The 19,684-nt window shown below is 64.3% G+C and carries 13 protein-coding genes; 9 read left to right on the forward strand and 4 right to left on the reverse strand.

Annotated features, from left to right (window positions below; genetic code table 11):
- Positions 1 to 122: 122 nt before the first annotated feature.
- The 3 genes from typA to Pla111_RS01575 all read left to right on the forward strand — a co-directional run bounded on the left by typA (position 123) and on the right by Pla111_RS01575 (position 4,885).
- Complete coding sequence (gene typA, locus Pla111_RS01565; RefSeq protein ID WP_146570704.1) at positions 123 to 1,988, forward strand: translational GTPase TypA; 1,866 nt, start codon at positions 123 to 125, stop codon at positions 1,986 to 1,988.
- A gap of 278 nt (positions 1,989 to 2,266) precedes the next feature.
- Positions 2,267 to 3,079 carry a hypothetical protein gene (locus Pla111_RS01570; RefSeq protein ID WP_146570706.1) on the forward strand — a complete coding sequence of 271 codons (813 nt, stop codon included), beginning with the start codon at positions 2,267 to 2,269 and terminating at the stop codon, positions 3,077 to 3,079.
- 207 nt (positions 3,080 to 3,286) lie between these two features.
- Entirely contained in the window at positions 3,287 to 4,885 is a 1,599-nt protein-coding gene (locus tag Pla111_RS01575; protein WP_146570708.1) for an SHD1 domain-containing protein, read from the forward strand.
- Positions 4,886 to 5,008: 123 nt separating this feature from the next.
- Here the strand turns inward: Pla111_RS01575 and hemG are convergent, their stop codons facing one another.
- The 3 genes from hemG to Pla111_RS01590 all read right to left on the reverse strand — a co-directional run bounded on the left by hemG (position 5,009) and on the right by Pla111_RS01590 (position 8,742).
- Positions 5,009 to 6,457, reverse strand: coding sequence for a protoporphyrinogen oxidase (gene hemG, locus Pla111_RS01580; RefSeq protein WP_197524662.1), 1,449 nt, complete (start codon positions 6,455 to 6,457; stop codon positions 5,009 to 5,011).
- Positions 6,458 to 6,542: 85 nt separating this feature from the next.
- Entirely contained in the window at positions 6,543 to 7,481 is a 939-nt protein-coding gene (locus tag Pla111_RS01585) for an outer membrane beta-barrel protein (RefSeq protein WP_146570712.1), read from the reverse strand.
- A 148-nt stretch (positions 7,482 to 7,629) separates the two neighbouring features.
- Positions 7,630 to 8,742: a DUF1573 domain-containing protein gene (locus tag Pla111_RS01590; RefSeq protein ID WP_146570714.1), complete on the reverse strand. Its 1,113-nt coding sequence runs from the start codon at positions 8,740 to 8,742 to the stop codon at positions 7,630 to 7,632.
- Positions 8,743 to 9,017: 275 nt separating this feature from the next.
- Between Pla111_RS01590 and Pla111_RS01595 the strand changes: the two genes are divergently transcribed.
- From Pla111_RS01595 to Pla111_RS01605, 3 genes are all read left to right on the forward strand, one after another.
- Positions 9,018 to 9,872, forward strand: a complete 855-nt coding sequence (locus Pla111_RS01595) for a prephenate dehydrogenase (protein WP_146570716.1) — start codon at positions 9,018 to 9,020, stop codon at positions 9,870 to 9,872.
- A complete protein-coding gene (gene purL / locus Pla111_RS01600) occupies positions 9,838 to 12,795 on the forward strand; it encodes a phosphoribosylformylglycinamidine synthase subunit PurL (RefSeq protein WP_231930550.1) in 2,958 nt (985 codons plus the stop codon). Before Pla111_RS01595 ends, purL begins: the two co-directional genes overlap by 35 nt.
- Before the next feature lie 81 nt (positions 12,796 to 12,876).
- Complete coding sequence (locus Pla111_RS01605) at positions 12,877 to 13,638, forward strand: phosphoribosylformylglycinamidine synthase subunit PurQ (RefSeq protein ID WP_231930553.1); 762 nt, start codon at positions 12,877 to 12,879, stop codon at positions 13,636 to 13,638.
- A 37-nt stretch (positions 13,639 to 13,675) separates the two neighbouring features.
- Here Pla111_RS01605 and Pla111_RS01610 read toward each other — a convergent pair whose 3' ends face one another.
- Entirely contained in the window at positions 13,676 to 16,321 is a 2,646-nt protein-coding gene (locus tag Pla111_RS01610; RefSeq protein ID WP_146570720.1) for a hypothetical protein, read from the reverse strand.
- Positions 16,322 to 16,583: 262 nt separating this feature from the next.
- On the opposite strand from Pla111_RS01610, the gene Pla111_RS01615 reads away from it, so the two are divergent.
- The 3 genes from Pla111_RS01615 to Pla111_RS01625 all read left to right on the forward strand — a co-directional run bounded on the left by Pla111_RS01615 (position 16,584) and on the right by Pla111_RS01625 (position 19,559).
- Entirely contained in the window at positions 16,584 to 16,913 is a 330-nt protein-coding gene (locus Pla111_RS01615) for a transcriptional regulator (RefSeq protein ID WP_146570722.1), read from the forward strand.
- Positions 16,914 to 17,011: 98 nt separating this feature from the next.
- A complete protein-coding gene (locus Pla111_RS01620) occupies positions 17,012 to 18,478 on the forward strand; it encodes a serine/threonine-protein kinase (RefSeq protein WP_146570724.1) in 1,467 nt (488 codons plus the stop codon).
- Between the two features lie 28 nt (positions 18,479 to 18,506).
- A complete protein-coding gene (locus tag Pla111_RS01625; RefSeq protein WP_197524664.1) occupies positions 18,507 to 19,559 on the forward strand; it encodes a DNA polymerase III subunit in 1,053 nt (350 codons plus the stop codon).
- Positions 19,560 to 19,684: the final 125 nt, after the last annotated feature.

Raw genomic sequence — 19,684 nt, forward strand, 5'->3', positions numbered from 1 at the left:
CGCCCCGACTTGCGGGGCTCGCCATGTAGCCCCGTCCCGCCGCGGTTTTCCCTCCAGACGCCCCGCCGCTTTTTCCTGCCCCCCCTTCTAACCTCCCCGCGCGCCTAACAGGCCCGAACGCGATGAGCTCGTCGCAGCACCTCCGCAATGTGGCGATTATCGCCCACGTCGACCACGGCAAGACCACGCTCGTGGACCAATTGCTTTACCAATCGGGGCGTTACCGCGAGGAACAGCTCGACAAGCTTGCGGGGGGTCAGCACGGACTGGTGTTCGACTCGAACGACCTGGAACGCGAGCGGGGCATAACGATCTTTAGCAAAAACTGTGCGATTGAGTACGAGTCGCTCGCGGGCGAGCGTTTGCGGATCAACCTGATCGATACGCCCGGTCACGCGGACTTTGGGGGCGAGGTTGAACGCGTGCTCAAAATGGCCGACGGGGCGTTGCTGCTCGTCGATGCTCACGAGGGGCCGATGCCGCAAACGCGGTTTGTGCTCCAAAAGGCGCTCGCGGCGGGGCTCAAGCCGATTGTGGTGGTCAACAAGATCGACCGCATCGACGCCCGTCCCGACGAGGTCGTGAACGAGGTGTTTGACCTCCTCGTCGACCTGGGTGCCGACGACGACACGCTCGACTTCTCGGTGGTGTTTGCTTCCGGCAAGGCGGGCTTCGCGATCGATCACCCGGGCGATGAGCCCGATGGCATGCGTCCGCTGCTGGAAAAGATCGTCGAGTTTGTCCCCCCGCCGACCGGCGACCCGGACGGTCCCACGCAGATGCTGGTCACCACGATCGATTTTTCGGATTACGTTGGTCGGATCGCCATCGGTCGGGTTTCGTCTGGCACGTTACGTGACCGCCAGCGGATCGCGGTCATCGATCGCGACGGAAAGCAAACCCTTCAGCAGATCGCCCAGCTATTTACGTTCGTTGGGCTGGATCGTCAGCAAGCCGCCGAAGTGCCCTGCGGCGACCTGTGCGCGGTGGTGGGGCTCGATCCGGTCGGGATCGGCAACACGCTTGCTTCGGCGGATGACCCCCGCGCCCTGCCGACGATCACAGTGGACGAGCCGACCCTGAGCATGACGTTTCGGGTCAACGACAGCCCTCTGGCCGGCCGCGAAGGGTCCCGGCTCACCAGCCGGCAGATCGGCGAGCGGCTGGAGAAAGAGTTGCGGAGCGACGTCGCGTTGCGTGTTGGCCCTGGTGAAACCAAGGAGCAGTACATCGTCTCCGGGCGCGGGCTGATGCATCTGGGCATCTTGATCGAGAACCTCCGCCGCGAAGACTTTGAGCTTTCCGTTGGCAAGCCGCAGGTTGTGCAACGGGTGATCGACGGCAAGTTGCACGAGCCGATCGAGTTGCTCTCGATCGATGTGCCCGAAGACTTCCAGAGCTCGGTCATGGCGCTCGTTGGCGATCGGCGTGCTCAGCTCGAGAAGATGAGCCAAAAAGGGGGCGGCGGCTTCGTTCACTTGGAGTTTTCGATCCCCGCCCGGTCGCTTATCGGCTTGCGGAGCCGACTGATGACCGCCACCCAGGGCAACGCGATCGTTCATCACTCGTTGTTGGGTTTCGAGCCGGTGCGGGGTGCCATCACGCACCGCGCGGCCGGCGTGCTGATCGCCAGCGAACCGGGTTCCGTAACGGCGTACTCCTTGGATGCGCTCTACGATCGGGGCACGTTCTTCGTCCGCCCGGGCGATGAGGTGTACGAGGGCCAAGTGGTGGGCGAAAACTGCAAGGCGGGCGATCTGGTGGTCAACGTCGTGCGGGGCAAGAAACTCACCAACGTCCGTGCCGCGGGCAAAGACGATACGACCCAGGTCCGACCGCCCCGCGATATGTCACTCGAATCTTGCCTGGAATACATCGACGACGACGAGCTGGTGGAGGTGACCCCGGGCAAGGTGCGGCTTCGTAAGATCATGCTCAAAGAAGCCGATCGGCGTCGTGAGGCACGCCGTGCGATGGCCACGGTCTGAGCCTGCTTGGATTGCGGGCAGTCAGGTAGCCGGGTGAGCGGACAGAGCGGCTGGGCATGCGAACTCCTTGGCAGAGAGCCTCTTCTCATTCGGCGCGGGGGGCACAGGCCCGCATAAGCCTCACATTCCGTCTATCCGCGAGCGCAAGCTTGCCGGCGCGTCGCCAACAAGGGTCTCTTGCTACCTTGACCCTGGGGTGAGCTAGCCTTGAGCGATCCGAATTCCCCGAACGGGTTTCGGTGGTTTCCTCACTCTCGGCCGCCCCGAGTCACGCGATTATGTCTCGATCAACAAAAACGTTCCCCGCCCGCGCTGGTTTGGGATTGCTCGAAATCGTTGGATGCCTGGTCGCGATGGCGATCGGCATCTGGTTGGGGGCACAGTATCTGGGCGTGGATCTCAATGGGGCCGCTTATAAAGCGCTCGATGAGACCGAGTTGCTGACTAAGCTCCCCGAGGAATGGCGCCCCGTGAATCCGGAGTGTCCCGATGGGGATTGCCCCGACCCGCAAGAAGTGCGTTTGGTCGAGGCCGCGATGCTCCAGCAAGAGCTAGACGACTTGCGGTTTGAAGTCGCACGGCTCCGCGCTCCTCACACCGGCAAGCAAAGCACGCCGGCTCCCAGCGAGGCCCTGCTCAGTGCCGAGGAACAACGCGTTCGCACGCTCTCGACGGCCTACTGGCAGCGTTTGGCCGAGATCGTCGCGGAACTTGATCATATCGAGCAGCACACCCAAGGGCTGCTCGGTAGCGACGAGCACGCCCGCGTGCTGGCGGTGCGTCGCCGGAGCTACGACTACGGGGCCCGGGCGATCCGCCACCTCGATCCCGCAGGGGTTGATGAACGGGCGCTGGAGGTCGGGGTGCGCGTCTCCGAATGGTGCGAGCACGGGGCTCAGATGCTGGTAGATTCCGCTGATTTGGCGGGTCGTCAGGCGGTCGATGGACGCTCGGTGCGTGCGGAGCAGGTCTGGGCCCAATCGAAACAAGAGCACGAAATGCTGACCGATTTGGTGCGTCGCAAGTCGCTCGATACGCTGGTCTATCTGAATGGGAAATATTTTGTCGAGTTGCTGGAACTTCCGCTCTAAGTCTGCTGCGAGCCCTTTTTAGCCAGGATCTCCGCCCCCCTCGGGCCAGCGAACCGACGACGGCTTCGTTGCTCCGGTCAGGCTGCCGGGATAAACTTGGTGATTCGGGCAAGATGAGGCCAATCGCGGTCCTGAGCCTCGCTGCTGTGCCCCGGCACGGCCGGCCGGGATCGCGAACCCCCACCCTATCTAACGATCACGCTTCCGATGAAGAAACTCGAACTGCTGCGTCGCACGCTTGCTTGCGTTCTTTCCTTGCTGCTGGCGATCGATGTCGCCACGGCATGTCGCTGGTGCGCCCAGGAAATCGTGAGCTCCGCGGTGAGCTCTAACTGCTCCAATCAGGATCTGGGTTTTGGCCCCGCAGCGGTTCTTTGTCCGTCTGAGATAAGCGCATGTTGTCTGCCGGTTGTTTCCAATTGCTGCAGTGCGTGCGGCTCGGTGTTCACAACGCACTCCTCCCTCGCGCCTTGTGAGTCGTGTGGTTGTGGTGCCTCAACACCAACCTCGATACCAGTCGAACAGCACGCTCCGTTAGCGCCGACCCCCGTGCCGAGCGATGCGGGTCGTGCTCCGCAACCAACGCCGGTTGCTCCCGCTCCGTTCAGCGATCGGGGATTTTCGAGCACCCCTTTGATCGACGAGACGCCGCAGCCGAATCAGCCGCGGGTAGCTCCGCCCGAAGGAGACGAAGCGGTGGTGGGCAATGAGCCCGACATCTTCGACATGAAGCGGCCAATCGATAATGATGATGCGTTCGCGCAAGAGCCGGCGACAGAAAGCTTGACGCCCCCGCCGGCGAGTGACGGCGATATCGCCGAAGATCTGGCTCCGCCCGTCGACGATGCATTTGACGCCGCCGCGGGAGATAACAATCTGTTCGATGCGCCGAGCGATGTGGAGTCAGCATTCGACGAAGCCCCCACCGCTGAAGATCCGACCCCCTTCGACGCTCCCGCTGAGCCTCAGCCGGAGGAAGCACTCACACCCGTTGACGAGGCGGAACAAGATCTTTTTGACGTTGGTAACACCAACGACTCAGTCCCTGCTCAAGACGGTTTCGATGGGGCCGATGCCTTCGAGCAACCGCCCACGCCAGCTGAGGAAGTGCCCGCAAACGAAGCAGACGCGTTCTCGTTCGAAGGATCGGATTCAGCCGAGACGGTTCCGGCCGATGACACAGCGCTTCCTGACGCCGAGGAAGATCTTTTTGGTGTGCCGGAGGAGGGGGCCGATGCCCCTGCCAATGAGGAGCAGGACGTCTTCGGAGACGAGTCGTTCAGCGAAGATCTTCCGCCCGCCGAAGCTCCCGAGACAACGCCAGGCGAAGAAGCCTTTGGCGACGGCGACGCTTTCGGTACTGATGACGCCTTTGGCAGCGACCAAGGGTTTGAGCAGGGCGAGTTTGGCGAAGCGACCGAGGAACCCGCCGGTGAGGAGGCTCCTTTCGATGAAGCCCCCGAAGAGGCCCCGTTTGAGGAAGCCGTCCCCGCCGAACCCTCGAATGAAGAGGCGGCTGAGGACTTATTCGGCGATTTCGGCATGATCCTCCGCGAACCGGGCGGCTACGACAGCGATCGCCCACGGACCTGGATTGACAACAGCGGCCAGTTCTCTTGCCAGGGGCGACTGATCGCCGTGGACGGTCAGACCGTGCGTCTTGAGAAGCCCAGCGGCGGTGTCTCGCGGGTGCCGATCGGGCGACTGAGCAATTCCGACCTGGAGTTTGTCACCCGACAGGTTGCTGCTGAGTACGACTTGCGAGCGCTGCTTGGTGGATCAGAGGTACGCACCGCCGCACGGTAAAACGCCTGCTGCGGTAAAGACCTTCGGCCCCGATCCTGGTTAGCACAGATCCTGGCTAGCGCAGATTCTGGTTAGTCCCGATGCCTTGGGCAGTTCCCGGTTCAACGCTGCGGGGAGCATGACTCAAGCGCCGGTTGCCGGCGCTTGCTGAGCGAGCTCGGCCGAGGCTTGCTCAGCAGCAAGCTGGCCCGCATGCACACACTGTGGCACGCCAACGCCTCGATAGGCCGCACCGGCCAAGTGGAGTCCGCCGTATTCGCGGGCAAGCTGCTCGATGCGATCGACCCGCTGGAGGTGTCCGACGTGGTACTGCGGCATGCGTCGCGGCCAGCGGACAATGCGTGTCAGGATCGGCACACCACGCAGTCCGATCAATTCACCAAGTTCTTCTTGCACGAGTTGCAAGAGAGCTGGTTCCTCAAGTTCGGCGAGTTCCGGCTGGAGTGCCCCCCCCACAAACACGCGGATTAGCGTGTGCCCTGCGGGTGCACGCCCCGGGAATTTGTAGCTGCTGAAACTTGCCGCGATGAGTCGTCGGCCTTCGCGGGCCGGCGTCACGAAGCCGAAGCCGTTCATCGGTCGCGTGATTTGCTCGTCCCTGACACCGAGGCAGACAACCGACGAGCTGGCGTACTCGATGCGGCGGAGCTCGTCGGCTAAGGTACCGGCGGGCAGCGTGGCGGCCGCGGCGTAGGCCGGCAAGGTGATAATCACGGCCGCGAAGTCGCCGCGAACCTGTCCCATGGCGTCGATCAGTCGCCAGCCGTTTTGTTGTCGCTCGCACCGAGCGATTTCTACGCCCGTGTAAAGCCGTTCGGCGGGGAGTCGTCCTACGACGGCATCCACCAGTTGCTGCATGCCGGCTGCGGGGGCTTGGAACAGGGCGTAGTTCGCGCCCGCCTCCTTCCGGCCGGTGCCCACAGGCGTAACCGCTGTACGGGCGCGTCGCAGAGCGGCACGCCACAGGCTGCCGTGCTGGGCCTCTTGTTCCAAGAACTGCGGCAGCGTGGCAGCCATGCTGAGCCGTTCAGGATCGGCCGTGTAGATTCCCCCTACGAGCGGTTGTACGAGCCGCTCGAGCGCTTGGGGGCCAAGGCGCCGCCGCGCGAAATCGGCCACGCTTTCGTCGGGTTCTCCTTGTTGCCGGCCGCGGGGCATGAGGGGCTCGGCCAGCAGGCGGAGCTTGCCGAGCGGGCTCAGCAGGGGAGACGCGATTGTCGGCCACAGGGGGCTTGCGCTCATCAGTACAAACCCGGGCGGTACCGGCACCAGTCGGCCCCGATGCACCAGATACGCCCCTCGTCGATCGGTATTCGTATCGAGCAAGGCCTCAGCCAGGCCGACGCGGTGGCACAGGTCCCTCGCCCAGGGCTCGCGCGTGAGAAAGTTGTCAGCGCTCAGCTCGATCCGCCAATCTCCCTCTTGCACCGTTTGGAGAACGCCGCCCAGACGGGCGGTTGATTCAAACAAGCACCATTCGAGACTGCCTGCCGCCAGTTCCGTCAAGCGCTGGGCGGCGGCGAGACCGGTGATCCCGCCCCCAAGAATCGCGATGCGAGGTGAGCGATGCAACACGGGCGATCAAAAGCGGGGGGCGGGCGAGAGGGCGATCCGTGCGGTGTTGCGGTGACGAACCGCCGCCGCAGCCCCTCCGAGCCTACCAGCCGTTGCTTCCGTTCGCCCAGCCCTGCGACTCGGAGCGACCGCCGAAACGCCACTCCAGACCGGTAGTGAGCGTAAGGTTGTGCAGATCGCCCGTGCCGTTCTGACCCGCGGCGAAATTTTCTGCCAGCTCGAGACGCCAACTCAGCCATCGTCTGACTTGGTGCTTCACGCCAATCGCCAGCGGGACGGTCATCAGCGTGTCTTGTCGGCGGGTGCCATCGTCTTGGGTGTACTCGACGTCCGTTAGCCCCAAACCCAGCCGGTAGTACGGCCGGGTGCGAGAATCTCCCCACGGGTAGTACAGCACCGAGAGGTCCGCAATGAACAGATTGTCGCTCGCCGAGACGGTTGGCTGGGTAGTGTTCTCGAGGTGGGGCGTTGACCAAACCAGTCGGGCTTGCGATCCCCAGTAGTGATCCCAGTCCCATCCCAGCGTTCCTGCCAGCAGCACATCGTTGTTGGTGCGCACGTTCGGGCTCGGGCTCGAAGTGACAAACAGACCGCCCACATCTAGTCCGAACGATAGCGGACGGTTCAGCCAACTCGTGCCGCGGAGCGGCTGTCCGGGCCCCATGGCCCGGCCGTGGGTGCTGGAGTGACGCAACATGAGCTGATCGATCAGCCAGTGCTTATAGAGCGCGTCATCCGATCCGGCCGGATTGATTCCCTCAGCGCAAGAGCAGGCACCGGGCGATCCCGCGCAGCGGGGGCAGATACCGCCCGAGGGGCCGGGGCCCAGCAAGGGGCCTTGCTCGCTCGCGATCGGCGCGAGGGGTACCAACGCCACCGGTGACCGTACGGACGCCGACGGCGCTGCGGCAGCACCGCTACGCACGGTTTGCGACCATCCAGCGGAAGCCATCACCAGCATCACCACGGCTAAGCAGCCGGTGTGCTTGATCCGTTCGATCAGCGGATGACAACTGGGCACGTCGAAAACGCCGCGGCTTGCGCGCAGCCCGATCCGGGGGAAGGGGGGAGCGAGGAACGGCGGCGACGTTACCGATCGCGACCGGCGTCAGCAAGACCGCTGTGCCGACTGCTAGCACCGGAGCGCCAGTTTAAAACGCCAGCTGCTCTCAGGGAGTCTTGGCGGTGCGGGTTGTTTCCGCTTGGGGCACGACGCTGCTCGATTCTTCGGCCACTCCCGAGCCAACGACCGTCGCATACGCGCGGCACTCGGCCGTGTACGTGTCGCCGAGATCCGTTTTGATCCGAATCGGGGCGTAGACACGGCCCGCCTCGCGATCCGCCTTAAATCGCAGGGTGATGATCTGTTTGTCGGCGGCGTCAGACTTCTTATCGAACGAGAATCGCTGGTCTTCGCAGCGGATCTCGGTGATGACGAACGGCTTTTTGCCGCGCACCAAGAGCCGTTTGGTAACCGTCTCGCCAAAGGGCACATCGCCCAACGCAAGATCGTTCGGAGAGATGCTCAGCTCCGCGCGAACCTGCCCGGCAACCTCGATCGGTACCTGGGTGTTCACACTGTCGTTCGTAACGAGCACGAGCTGCTCTTTGAGATAACCGGGCGGGGCGGTTTCCAGCAGCCGAACCAAGAGGTTGTAAGTGACCCTGCCACCGTAACGCTCGCGTTCGATCAGTTCGGCACGCAGGTGATCGCTGCCGCTACGAACGTCGTCGATGCGCCAGCCCGAGCGTCCCGCGTAGGCGACGCTAACCGTCTTCTCGGCCGAGGCACCCTGATCGAGTGCGCCGAAGTCGACCGCCCCCGGCTCGAACACCACGTCGCCCCGGATGTTGCCGTGGACCCGCAATTGCACCTGTGCCGGATAGGGCTTGCTGATCTGGACCGTGAGCGTTGCGCTGTGGACGCCGGTAAAGGTGCGCGTGTTGAACTTCGCAACGACGTACGCTTTGTCGTACGTTTTGATAATGCCGTTCTCGATCGAGGGGGTCGTACAGCCACAGCTCGAACGAACGCTCGAGACCTCAACATCTTCCTTGTAGATGTTCTTGACCTCGAACTTGTAGACCGTGTCCGAACCCCGCGCAACCACGCCAAAATCGTGGTCCGTCTTGTCGAACATTTTGGTTGCCCATGTCTGGGCAACGGTCGCCGAAGCGGGTGCCAGCACGGCTAGAACCGCTAACAGGGCTGATGGTCTGACCCGCCTGATCGCGGAACCCAGAAACTGTCGGTCGTGGCAATCGTGCTTGGGTGCCGGCATATCGCAGCGATCGGGGGTGGGGCTGAAGCTGAGCGAGCGTGAACCCTAGCGTAACGCTTTCGAATTCCCGCAGCGATCGGGTTAGGGCCTGTGCCACAGAGATTTACCCGAAAGCGGCCTGACAAGGAAAGATCAGTGACGGATAGGGGGTTTGCGCAGGATTGGTGTTCCGGCGATTTCGGGTGCCCCCCGCTGCCAAGCGGGCGGCAAGCGCTTAGACTCGCGCCCCAGCACGTTGTTGCTCGCCCCCCTCCGCCACTACGGCATTACCCTTCATGCAACTCCCTCGTTTCGAACGCGTCGTCGTCGTTGGAGTCGGCCTGATTGGCGGCTCGGTGGCGCTGGCTGTGCGAGAGCGAGGCCTCGCCCGGACCGTTATCGGAATCAGCCGCTCCCCACAGAGCGTCGATCGGCTGCTTGAGCTGGGCGTGGTCGATGAAGCGACCACCAACGCCCGAGAGGCGCTGGCCAAGGCCGATCTCGTGGTGGTGTGCTCTCCCGTCGGTGCCGCGGTGGAAGCGGTTCTCGCCGGCTTGCGTGACGCCCCTGAACACGCCCTGGTAACCGATGCCGCGAGCACCAAGTCGGGCCTAATCAATCAGATTTATGCCGAACATCCGCGTGGCGGCGATCGCTATCTGGGGGCTCACCCGCTAGCGGGCGATCATCGGAGCGGCCCCGAATGGGCTCGGGCCGACCTGTTCGTTGGTGCGACGACGGTCGTTACGCCCGTTCCGCAGACCGCCCCGATGACAAGCGACGCAATTAGCGGGTTTTGGGGGGCTTTGGGGAGCCGGGTCCTCTCGCTCACGCCCGCCGAGCACGACACGCGGTTGGCGCGAACCAGCCACCTGCCTCATGTCGTGGCGGCGGCGCTAGCCGCGGCCACTTCAGAAGAGGATCTTCTCCTGGCCGCGACCGGCTGGGCCGACACGACGCGTGTCGCGGCGGGGTCCGCCGCGTTGTGGCGCGACATTCTGATGGCGAACGCTCCCGCGACGGCCCAAGCGATTGCCAACCTGCAGATGCAGCTCACCGAATGGTCTCAGGCCATTCAGAACGCCGACGCACAGCGGATCGAACAGCTCCTTGAAGATGGCAAAAGGCGACGCGATGCTCTGGGAAGTTGATATCCATCCGGCTGAGGGCTGCCCGGACCGGGTCGGCCAGCGACTCCAAAGTGAGGCCGCCGCGCTCGGTTTCTCCCAGGTCGCCGCCGCGACCGCGCGTGGCTTTCTGATCGAGGGAGACAGTCTTTCCCGCGCGGAGGTGCAGCACATCGCCCAGCGTCTGCTGATCGACGGCGTCGTGGAACGCGCAGTGATCGGCACCGTGACCGATACCGCTTTGAGCCAAGCGCCCCTCGTGCTTGGGGACCGCGAGTCGCAGCTGATCTCGGTCTTGTTCAAGACGGGCGTGATGGATCCGGTTGCGCAAAGCACCGAGGGCGCGCTCAGCGAGCTGGGCTTTGCCGGGGTGCGCGTTGGCACGCTCCGCAAGCATTGGCTCACCGGGATCTCCGCCGCGGAAGCCGCGCCGCTCGGCAAACGCCTGCTCGCGAACGATGCGATCGAACAACTGGTTGTCGGTCCGCTGAGCATGACCAGCCTGGCAGCGGGGTCCCCGTATCGGTTTGAACTCCGCAGGATCGCGATTCTCGACCTCGATGACGCGGGTCTTGAGAGACTCAGTCGCGAGGGTCAGCTCTACTTGCAACTCGAAGAGATGCGGACGATCCAGCGCTACTTTCAAGAGCAGCGCCGCGAACCCACCGATATCGAGCTCGAGAGCCTCGCGCAAACCTGGAGTGAGCACTGCAGCCACAAGACCCTGGCGGGCCGGATTGCTTACCGCGACGAACAGGGAGAACGTCACTTCGACAACATGCTCAAGGAGACGATCTTTGCCGCCACGCTGCGGCTGCGCGAGCAGTGGGGCGAGAACGACTGGTGCGAGAGTGTCTTTAAAGACAATGCCGGTGTTGTCCGGTTCGACGAGGTCGATAACGTTTGCTTCAAGGTCGAGACGCACAACCATCCGTCTGCGCTCGAGCCGTACGGCGGTGCCAATACGGGCTTGGGGGGCGTGCTGCGCGACACGCTGGGGACAGGCCTTGGCGCCAAGCCCGTTTGCAGCACCGATGTCTTCTGTTTCGCTCCCCCCGATACGCCCGATGACCAGCTCCCGGCCGGCGTTCTCGCTCCGCGACGTGTTATGCGCGGCGTTGTGGAAGGCGTTCGTGACTATGGCAACCGCATGGGCGTACCAACGGTCAACGGGGCGGTCTGCTACGACGAGCGTTATCTGGGTAACCCGCTGGTTTACTGTGGCAATGTCGGCTTGCTGCCGCGTGAAAAAACTCACAAACAGCCGCGTGCCGGCGATTTGATCGTCGCGGCGGGCGGTCGCACGGGCCGCGACGGCATTCATGGGGCGACCTTCTCCAGCGCTGAGCTCACCAGCGAGAGCGAGTCGCTCTCCGGGGGGGCGGTCCAGATCGGCAACGCCATCGAAGAAAAGAAGCTAACCGACGTCTTGCTCCAGGCACGCGATCGGGGGCTTTATACGGCCGTGACCGATTGCGGAGCCGGGGGGTTCAGCAGCGCCGTCGGCGAGATGGGCGAAGGCATCGGTGCCGAGGTCGAACTCGCGTGGGCACCGCTCAAGTACGCCGGGCTCTCGTACACCGAGATCTGGATCTCGGAAGCGCAAGAACGCATGGTCTTCTCCGTGCCTGAGGAAAAGTGCGATGAACTCATCACGCTTTTCAAGAGCGAAGGGGTCGAGGCGACGGTCATCGGGCGTTTTGTTGACACAGGCAATCTGACGCTCAAGTACGACGGTCAGGACGTTGGCGAGTTGCCGATGGAATTCCTTCACAACGGCCGCCCGCCGGTGGTTCGCCAGGCGCGCTACTCACCGGTGCGAGAGACGCCATTTGCCCCCCACCACGCTTCGGCCGACCGTACGGAAGATCTGTTGCAGATCTTGTCCGCGCCGAATGTCGCCAGCAAAGCCTCGATCATTCGTCAGTACGATCACGAGGTGCAGGGGGGAAGCGTGGTGAAGCCGCTCGTGGGAGTGGGCGAGGGCGGGCCTAGCGACGCCGCGGTGGTGCGGCCCAAGCTCAACAGCCGACGTGGCCTTGCCATTGCCTGTGGCATTAATCCGCGCTACGGCGATCACGACACCTACCGCATGGCGGCCAGCGCGATCGACGAGGCGATCCGCAACTGTGTGGCGGTCGGAGCCGATCCGGCGCGGATTGCGCTGCTCGACAACTTCTGCTGGGGAGATTGCGAAAAGCCCGACACGCTCGGTTCGCTGGTTCGTGCGGCACTTGCCTGCCACGATCTCTCGCTGGCGTTCGACGCCCCCTTTGTCAGCGGCAAAGACAGCCTCAACAACGAGTTCCGTTACGAATCCGCGCGGGGCGAGCGAGTCTCGATCGCCATTCCGCCGACGCTGCTCATCAGCGCGATGGGGCAGGTGGCAGACGTCTCACGGTGCGTGACGATGGACCTCAAGCGAGCGGGCAACAAGCTCTACCTGCTGGGAGCAACCCGTTGCGAGTTCGGCGGATCGCACCTGGGACTGGTCACGGGGGTCACGGGGGGCGTCGCACCGGCCGTTTATCCCGCCGAAGCGCGGGCCACCTTCACCGCGGTGCACCGCGCCATCGGTGCCGGCATGGTCGCGGCCTGTCACGACTGTAGCGAGGGTGGCGTCGCGGTGGCACTGGCCGAGATGGCGCTCGCCGGCGGCCTCGGCGTTACCGCGGACCTTTCCGCGCTGCCGCTCGAGGGCGATTTTGAATCGGCCGATCAGCGTGCCCTTGCCGCTTTGTTCAGCGAATCGAACAGTCGGTTTGTTTGCGAGGTCGCGCCGGAACACAGCGCGGCATGGGAAGCCCTGCTCGAGGGAGTTTTCTTTGCAGCCATTGGCCACGTGACCGAGGCCGACGGCTTTACCATCGCAACCGCTTCGGCGCATGCGATCGGCACCCGGGTTCCGAAGCTGGACGAGGCCTGGCGCGGAGGCCCCACGCTGTGATGGTTGTTTCTCAGAGATGTCAGTTTTTTCCGACGCTAGCCGCTTACCCGCCTGCCTAAGATGCCGACACCGCGTGTTCTTGTGCTCCGCTCTCCGGGAGCCAACTGCGACGAAGAAACCGAGCATGCCTTTCACCTCGCCGGTGCCGAGGTGCAGCGGGTGCATGTCAACCAGGTAATCGAGCAGCCCGCGTTGCTCGACGGCTACCAGGTGCTGTGCGTGCCCGGCGGATTTAGCTACGGCGATGACATCGCCGCGGGGCGTGTTCTTGCCAATCTTTGCCTAGCGAGGCTGCCCGACGCGCTGCGCGCCTTCCGCGATGCCGGCAAGCTCATGCTGGGGATCTGTAACGGCTTTCAGGTGCTGCTCAAAACCGGCCTGCTTGGGTCCGAAGATGACGGGGGACCGCTCGCGACGCTCACCTGGAACGATCACGGACGCTTCGAAGCGCGGTGGACGCAGCTGGCCGCGGACAACCAGCGCTGCGTCTTTCTGCGCGGCATCGATCGCATTGAGTTGCCGATTGCTCACGCCGAGGGCAAGATCGCGGTCCGCGATTCGGCGGCACTGGCGACGCTGGTTGACGGAGGGCGAATTGCGATGCGCTACGCTCCGACCGATGCCCCGGTGACCGATACTCCGCTTTCGTTCCCTACCAATCCGAATGGCTCGGCGGCGAACGCGGCGGGGCTGTGTGATACGACAGGCCGCGTCTTCGGCCTGATGCCCCATCCCGAACGCTTTGTCGATCGGACGCAGCACCCACGGTGGACTCGCGAAGCCATCGCCGAGCCGGCCGCCGGTTTGCGGCTGTTTCAGAACGCGGTTGATTTCTTCAGCTGAGCCAAGTTCGGAGCGAAGTCGCGCGGCGATTCTTGCTTTATCGCCGGCGCTCACCCGGAGAAGCGGCGAGGCCCGTGGGCAGGGTCACGGGCCGGACCATCACGCCATCAATATCGACCCGTGCCACGCCGATGACCTCGAACTCGATCGTGAGTTCGGTCGAGTCCGTTGCGCCGCGGATCAATCGAAAGGGTTCGTAGTTGGCCGTGGGACCGATGAGGAGCGAAAGCTCGGGGCCGCCCAGCGAATCGGTGAGCAGCAGCCCCGCGGCGGAACGAGATTGCTCGCGTTCGACCTGCACCCAGCCGGTGATCTCGAGCAGTTCGCCCGCAGCAATCGGAATCGGTGGCGAAACGATGCGTGCGGAGCGGCCTTGGTAGCTGTCTTGCCCGACGAGTCGCAGCCGGTGCGCGCCGTGAATCGGCGACGAGGCGGCGATCTCAACCGCCGGGGCCTCTTCCGCGTTGTTGTTGGCGTTCTCGTTGCGCCAGCCGAAGCGGCGCAGCTCGTCGATGTCCTCGAAGCTGCCACCGTGCAGCCGATTCAGCCCCCGGGGTGCAGCCGCGAGCAACTGCATCAGGCGAAAGTGTTCGTTGAGCGTTGTCGGCAGAAGCGCTAGCGGGCAGCTTTGCCGCGCGTCGTAGGGCTTGGCGAAGGTTAGCCGGCGTCGCTCGTCGCCCGCCTGCTGAACCCTCCGCAAGACGTCGGTCGCGGTTTCGTAGCAAACGAAGTGATCACCCCGCGCGCGGGCGAGATCGGCGGCTTCGAGCTGGCGGCGCAGGGCGAGGCGCTGGGCCGTGTCGAGGCTGTCGGTGTTTTCTTGAGCGAGTCGCGCTTGGCGCAGCAAACGCTCCGACGCTGCCGGGGCACGGGGGGTCAAATAGCGGGCCAGCGATTGCACGACACGTGGATCCCCCGTGAAGAGCAGGTCGTCGGTCGCCGAAGCTGCGGGAATCGCTGCGGAAGTAACCGGGCGGATCCCCGCGGGACTGAGGCGGTAGCCCGAGGTCCTGTCTGTAGGCGAGGAATCATCCAAAGCCGGTGCACGGTTGTGCGTAGGCTGTCGCAGCCGGAGTTCGGCCCCGTCGCGTTGGTAGACCGTGCGTGCCGGATCAAAACCGCCGTCGCGCCTGCCGAGCAACCAGGGTTCGATCAGCCTGAGCCGCTCATTGGCTGAAGCCAGGCTTTCCGTTGCCAAAGAGGCGGCGGCTTCGGGGCTGTCGAGCCCTTCGGTGCTGCTGAACGCGATCCCGCACACGCCGACCGATAGGGCTCCGTCGATATCCGCGTCGATGTCCGACGGTGGCAGCCACGCCGGCGCAACGCCGTCACCCAGCAATGCGTCGAGCTGTCGCTGGACGGCAAGATCCACATCCAGCGCTACGACCGCCAGCAACGGGGTCCCCGGTGCCGTTTCGGCTTGGATTTTTCGGAGTCGTTCGGCGAACCAGGGGGGGCCGGGCACACGGCTCCCCTGCCCCTCGATCAGCAGCCCGTCTGCCACACGGCTCCACGCGGCGTAGTCGCCCACGGGATGCGCTAGGATCGGCCGCTGTAGCGGTTCGGGAAGCGAACGCAGGCGCTGGGTTTCAACCAACCGCGAGTCAAGCTCGGCGGCGGCGACCTCTCCGGGCAGGATCCAGGCGAGCACCGCCGACGCGGTGTCCCCCAGTCCCGCGGGATCGGCGGGAGTCGGGCAGATGACGCGCAGCCCGCGGCTACCGAATTCGGCGAGGCGATCCGCTGTCGGAGCCTTTTCGAGCCACACTGTGTTGAAGCCCAACGCGATCAAGCGTTCGGGGCTCTCGTTGCGCCAGCGGCGGATTCGCGCGAAATAGTCGCGGTCGTCAACCCGAAAGGCTTGGGCCGTCAGCTCAACGCGAGTGCCGATCAGGCGTCCGCCTAGCGGCTTCGTGGGGGGAGCGTCCGCGATGGAGGCTTGGGCAGGCACTGCGGCGTCTTGGTCAGTCAGATACTGCTGCGGGGCGATGCGTCCTTCAAGCCGTACCTCGCGGATCTCAAACGCCCGAGGCACCGGGGCACCGGCTGCCGCCAATCCTACTGCCACCACATAGGCTCCCCTGCCGTCCAGCATCTCGCGTTGTGCGGTGGACAGGGCTTGCATACGGAGCGCACGCTGCAAGCCCCGCGGCAGATCTGCTTGCTTAAGCTCTAGCGCGTGGGCGGGATAAGACTGCCGCCAAGCCTGAGATTCTAGAGGGCGTACCACCAACCGGCGCGGTCGGCCGGTATCGGGATCGATCGCGCGCGGCAGCTCGATCTCGACCGCCAGCTGAACGGGCGCTTCGGCCAAGTGGATTTCGACGGCGATCTGCAACTCTTCGATGACCGCCGCGGGGGGGACCGGGCGCCAGAACCAGGCAGATGCTCCGGGCGGGCAAACGTACTCGATCCGCTCCACATCGGGGGCCGTGTCACCCACGCCGTGACGCCGCTGCTGGCTGACGACCCGCAGATGAGGCTGTTGGTCGCCCTGCCGCCAAGCGTTCTCGGTTTCGGTGTTGCGATCGATCCACGTATCGGCGTCGGCCAGTTTGGCGAACTGGCAGCTCAGACTGACCGTAACGATTGCAACGGCTAGTGCAGCACGGCAGAAGCTGACCGGGGGTGCCATGCGGTCGATTGGGCCGGTGTTGGAGACGTTTTGGGGGGGAATCCACATGCTGGGGCGGCTCTCGGAACACACCGAGTAGCGCACTCGTCACGCGGTTAGCCGATTTCTCGAAACATGACCACAGCAGCTTGAGGCGGAATCGCATCACGCCAGGCATTGTCGAAGTTTGCGTGCCATCCGCTTGAAACGACGCAAGTGCTTACCTTAGAATCGGTTGCGTAAGACGACGAGGAGCTTGGCTCGGACTGCTGGCATGTCCGATGCATAGGGGGATCCGTCGCCCTGCTCCTCTTTCTCGGAGATCGCCCGGATGCCCGAAACCAACCCCCTCTCGTCGTCTGTTTCGTCGTCGGCCACGCCGTTCGCTGCTGAGGTTCCTTCGGATCTGGCGCGTCTGTCCGAAGCGATTGGTGCGTTGCCGCCCGAACATGCCGCCAACCTGATCCCGCTGCTGGAACGGGTGGTGGAGAGCACCGGACGCCGTCGGCGGATCCTGTCGCTCGTACAAGATGCGCTCGGCCAGCTCCGGCTCGACATGAAGTACCTGATGTTCGATCTCGAAGCGACGCGGCGTGAACGCGACGCCTTCCAGCAAAAGCTCAATGAGTGCAGCGATTCGGCCGAAGGCGACGACGCCTGATCGGTAGCCACTTTTTTCGGCTCGCCACTCGTTAGCCCGCGATCGGGCACGCCGACTGGCTTACCGCTTCCTTTCCTGGTTGCCCTTGCCTGTTCGCGATGTCGGGTCCCTCTACCGCCGATGAGCTCGCGCAGAGCGCCCTCGATATGGGGGTGCTCAACGAACGCGAGCTTCGCGCGGCGTGGGATGAAGTCGCCAACACCGGTGGCTCGATGGAAGACTTTTCGCAGGCGCTCGTCCGTAAAGGTCTGCTGACCAACTACCAGATCGAGCGGCTCCAGCGCGGGTTGCGCGACGGCTATTTCTACGGCGACTACAAGGTGCTGTACCTCGTCGGGTCGGGGACCTTCGCCCGTGTGTTTCGCGCGATCAACTGCAAGACGGGGGAGATCCACGCCGTCAAGGTGCTTCGCAATCGCTTCAACCAAGACCCCAAGCGCGCCGACTTCTTTCGTCGCGAGGGGGAGCTGGGCAAGAAGCTCGTGCAAGAGAACATTGTTCCCGTGCACGCGGTCGTGACGTCGCCTGGGCTCAACTATTTGGTGATGGACTTTGTCGAGGGCCGCAACCTTCGCGAAACTTACCGGGTGAAGGGACGTTTCTCGTGGCGTGAAGCGGCCCACACGCTCTGCGGTATCTTGGCCGGCCTGCAGTACGCGTTCCAGCAGGGCGTTACGCATCGCGACCTGAAGATGTCCAACGTTCTGGTATCGAGCGATGGCGTGGCAAAGCTGGTCGATTTCGGACTGGCGGCTTTAGATGGCGTCGGCGGAGACGCGGCCGGTGTCGATCGCACGGTCGAATACGCGGCCCTCGAAAAAGCCACCGGCGTTCGTAAAGACGATACCCGTAGCGACGTCTTCTTTGCCGGCTGCATCTTGCACCAATTGCTGTCCGGCGTAGCGACGCTGCCCGAGGGCCGCGATCGTGCTCAGCGATTCAGCCGCGACACCTTCACCCAATTTAAGCCGATCCTAGAGCTAGCCCCCAAAACGCCGATGGCGATCGCCATGGTGCTGGGCAAATCGCTCGAGCTCGATCCCGAGCGGCGTTATCAGACCCCGGGCGACATGCTCACCGACCTGAAGCTAGCGGTCCGCCGCGCGGAAGCCGGTGGAACGGGAGATCAGCGCCGTGAACTTGCCAGCCAGGAAGGGATCGGTCCCGACGGGAATCCCCGCCGGATGATGATCATCGAGTCCGACACCAAGCGGCAGGACGTGCTCCGCGAGCTGTTCAAACGCAACGGCTATCGGGTGCTCGTCTCGACCGATCCCGAGCGCGCGATGGATCGTTTTGCCACGGATCCGAAAACCGCCGAGGTGGTGCTCTTCTGTGCCGCGACAATCGGTTCGGCAGCGCTCCACGCTTTCAACCAGTTTGGCGAAGCCCTCAGCACGCGCGATGTGCCGGCCGTGTTGCTCCTTGAGGAGGCGCAGGGCGAGTGGCTATCTGCCGCCAAGGCCGACTCCGAGCATCGGGCAATTGTGGTCATGCCGGTTAAACTCCGCGAGTTGCGGACCCGGCTTGCCGGAGTGTTGGCTTCCCGCGCCGGGGCGACCTAGGGCCCCCGAATCGCAAAGGATTGTGTTGATGTCATCAGCCCGGCCCGAACAAGGTGCTTATCCGGCGATCGAGGCGATCGTAGGCCACGACGAGCCCGCCGAGCGGTTTCGTCAGACGCTGCGTGCCGACCGCCTCGCGAGCACCTATCTGTTCGTCGGTCCCGAGGGAATCGGTAAGCGTTCGTTTGCGCTTGCGCTGGCTCGCTCGTTGCTGTGCCAATCACGCTCGTTGGACGATTCAGGCCCGAGCGACCCGTTGGCGGCTTGCGGGGCGTGCGATTCTTGTCGATTGATCGACGCGGCAGGGCACCCCGACCTGATCGAGATCGCCAAGCCCGCCGGCAAGTCGACCCTTCCGCTTGAGCTGTTCATCGGCCCGCCCGATCGGCGCCACCGCGAAGGGCTCTGCCATGACATCGCTTTGCGGCCCAGCGTAGCGTCCCGACGCGTCGCGATTATCGACGACGTCGACGCGCTCAGCGTCGAAAGCGCCAACGCGCTGCTCAAGACGCTCGAGGAGCCGCCGCCGCGATCGTTGCTGATCCTGGTGGGGACGAGCCTCTCTCGGCAGCTGCCGACAATCCGGTCGCGTGCCCAGGTGGTTAGGTTTCGCCCGTTATCGAGCGCAGGGGTGCAACAGGTGCTCGAAACGCTATCGTCCGACGAAGCGGGCGAACCGATCGCCGATGTCGCCACGGTCGCCGAGCTTTCGCGAGGGAGTGTGGGGATGGCGCTCGCCGCGGCCGCGGCCGGATCGGACGGTTATCTGGCCCCGGTGGTGGCGTGCCTGGAGAGCGACCGCTTCACGGCAAGCCGTTACACGTCTGCCTTGGACGAAGCCAGCAAGTCGGCCGGCACGGAGCCCTCAGCCCGGCGGGGACGGCTTCGCGAGGCCTTGCGGATCACTCTGGAGCACTGGCACGGCCGGCTGCGGCAGGGGGATACCCCGGCGGCGTTAGCGGCTCTCGACGCCTTGCTCGACGCGGAAGGGGCCATCGATCGCAACGCCAATCAGCCGCTGGTGGCCGATGTCTTGGCCAAAAGGCTGGCTGCCGCTCACGCCAAAGGTCACAGAGCGTGAGCCTTGTGCGCACGGGTGTGTTGACCCGCGCCGAAGGGGGGGTTTAGACTCCGCCACTTGCTACATCGTCGGGAGCCACGCTAGTGGCGTTCCCACGAGTCGCGCAGCAGCCGACGAAGCTCGGT

Origin of the sequence: Botrimarina hoheduenensis, assembly GCF_007859815.1 — a bacterium.
GTDB lineage: Bacteria > Planctomycetota > Planctomycetia > Pirellulales > Lacipirellulaceae > Botrimarina > Botrimarina hoheduenensis.

Excerpts from the sequence above, each read along its gene's own strand:
- Pla111_RS01620 (WP_146570724.1), top strand. The coding sequence starts at position 17,012 with ATGTCGGGTCCCTCTACCGCCGATGAGCTCGCGCAGAGCGCCCTCGAT.
- Pla111_RS01625 (WP_197524664.1), top strand. The coding sequence starts at position 18,507 with ATGTCATCAGCCCGGCCCGAACAAGGTGCTTATCCGGCGATCGAGGCG.
- typA (WP_146570704.1), top strand. The coding sequence starts at position 123 with ATGAGCTCGTCGCAGCACCTCCGCAATGTGGCGATTATCGCCCACGTC.
- purL (WP_231930550.1), top strand. The coding sequence starts at position 9,838 with ATGGCAAAAGGCGACGCGATGCTCTGGGAAGTTGATATCCATCCGGCT.
- Pla111_RS01610 (WP_146570720.1), bottom strand. The coding sequence starts at position 16,321 with ATGTGGATTCCCCCCCAAAACGTCTCCAACACCGGCCCAATCGACCGC.
- Pla111_RS01575 (WP_146570708.1), top strand. The coding sequence starts at position 3,287 with ATGAAGAAACTCGAACTGCTGCGTCGCACGCTTGCTTGCGTTCTTTCC.
- Pla111_RS01590 (WP_146570714.1), bottom strand. The coding sequence starts at position 8,742 with ATGCCGGCACCCAAGCACGATTGCCACGACCGACAGTTTCTGGGTTCC.
- Pla111_RS01595 (WP_146570716.1), top strand. The coding sequence starts at position 9,018 with ATGCAACTCCCTCGTTTCGAACGCGTCGTCGTCGTTGGAGTCGGCCTG.
- Pla111_RS01570 (WP_146570706.1), top strand. The coding sequence starts at position 2,267 with ATGTCTCGATCAACAAAAACGTTCCCCGCCCGCGCTGGTTTGGGATTG.
- Pla111_RS01615 (WP_146570722.1), top strand. The coding sequence starts at position 16,584 with ATGCCCGAAACCAACCCCCTCTCGTCGTCTGTTTCGTCGTCGGCCACG.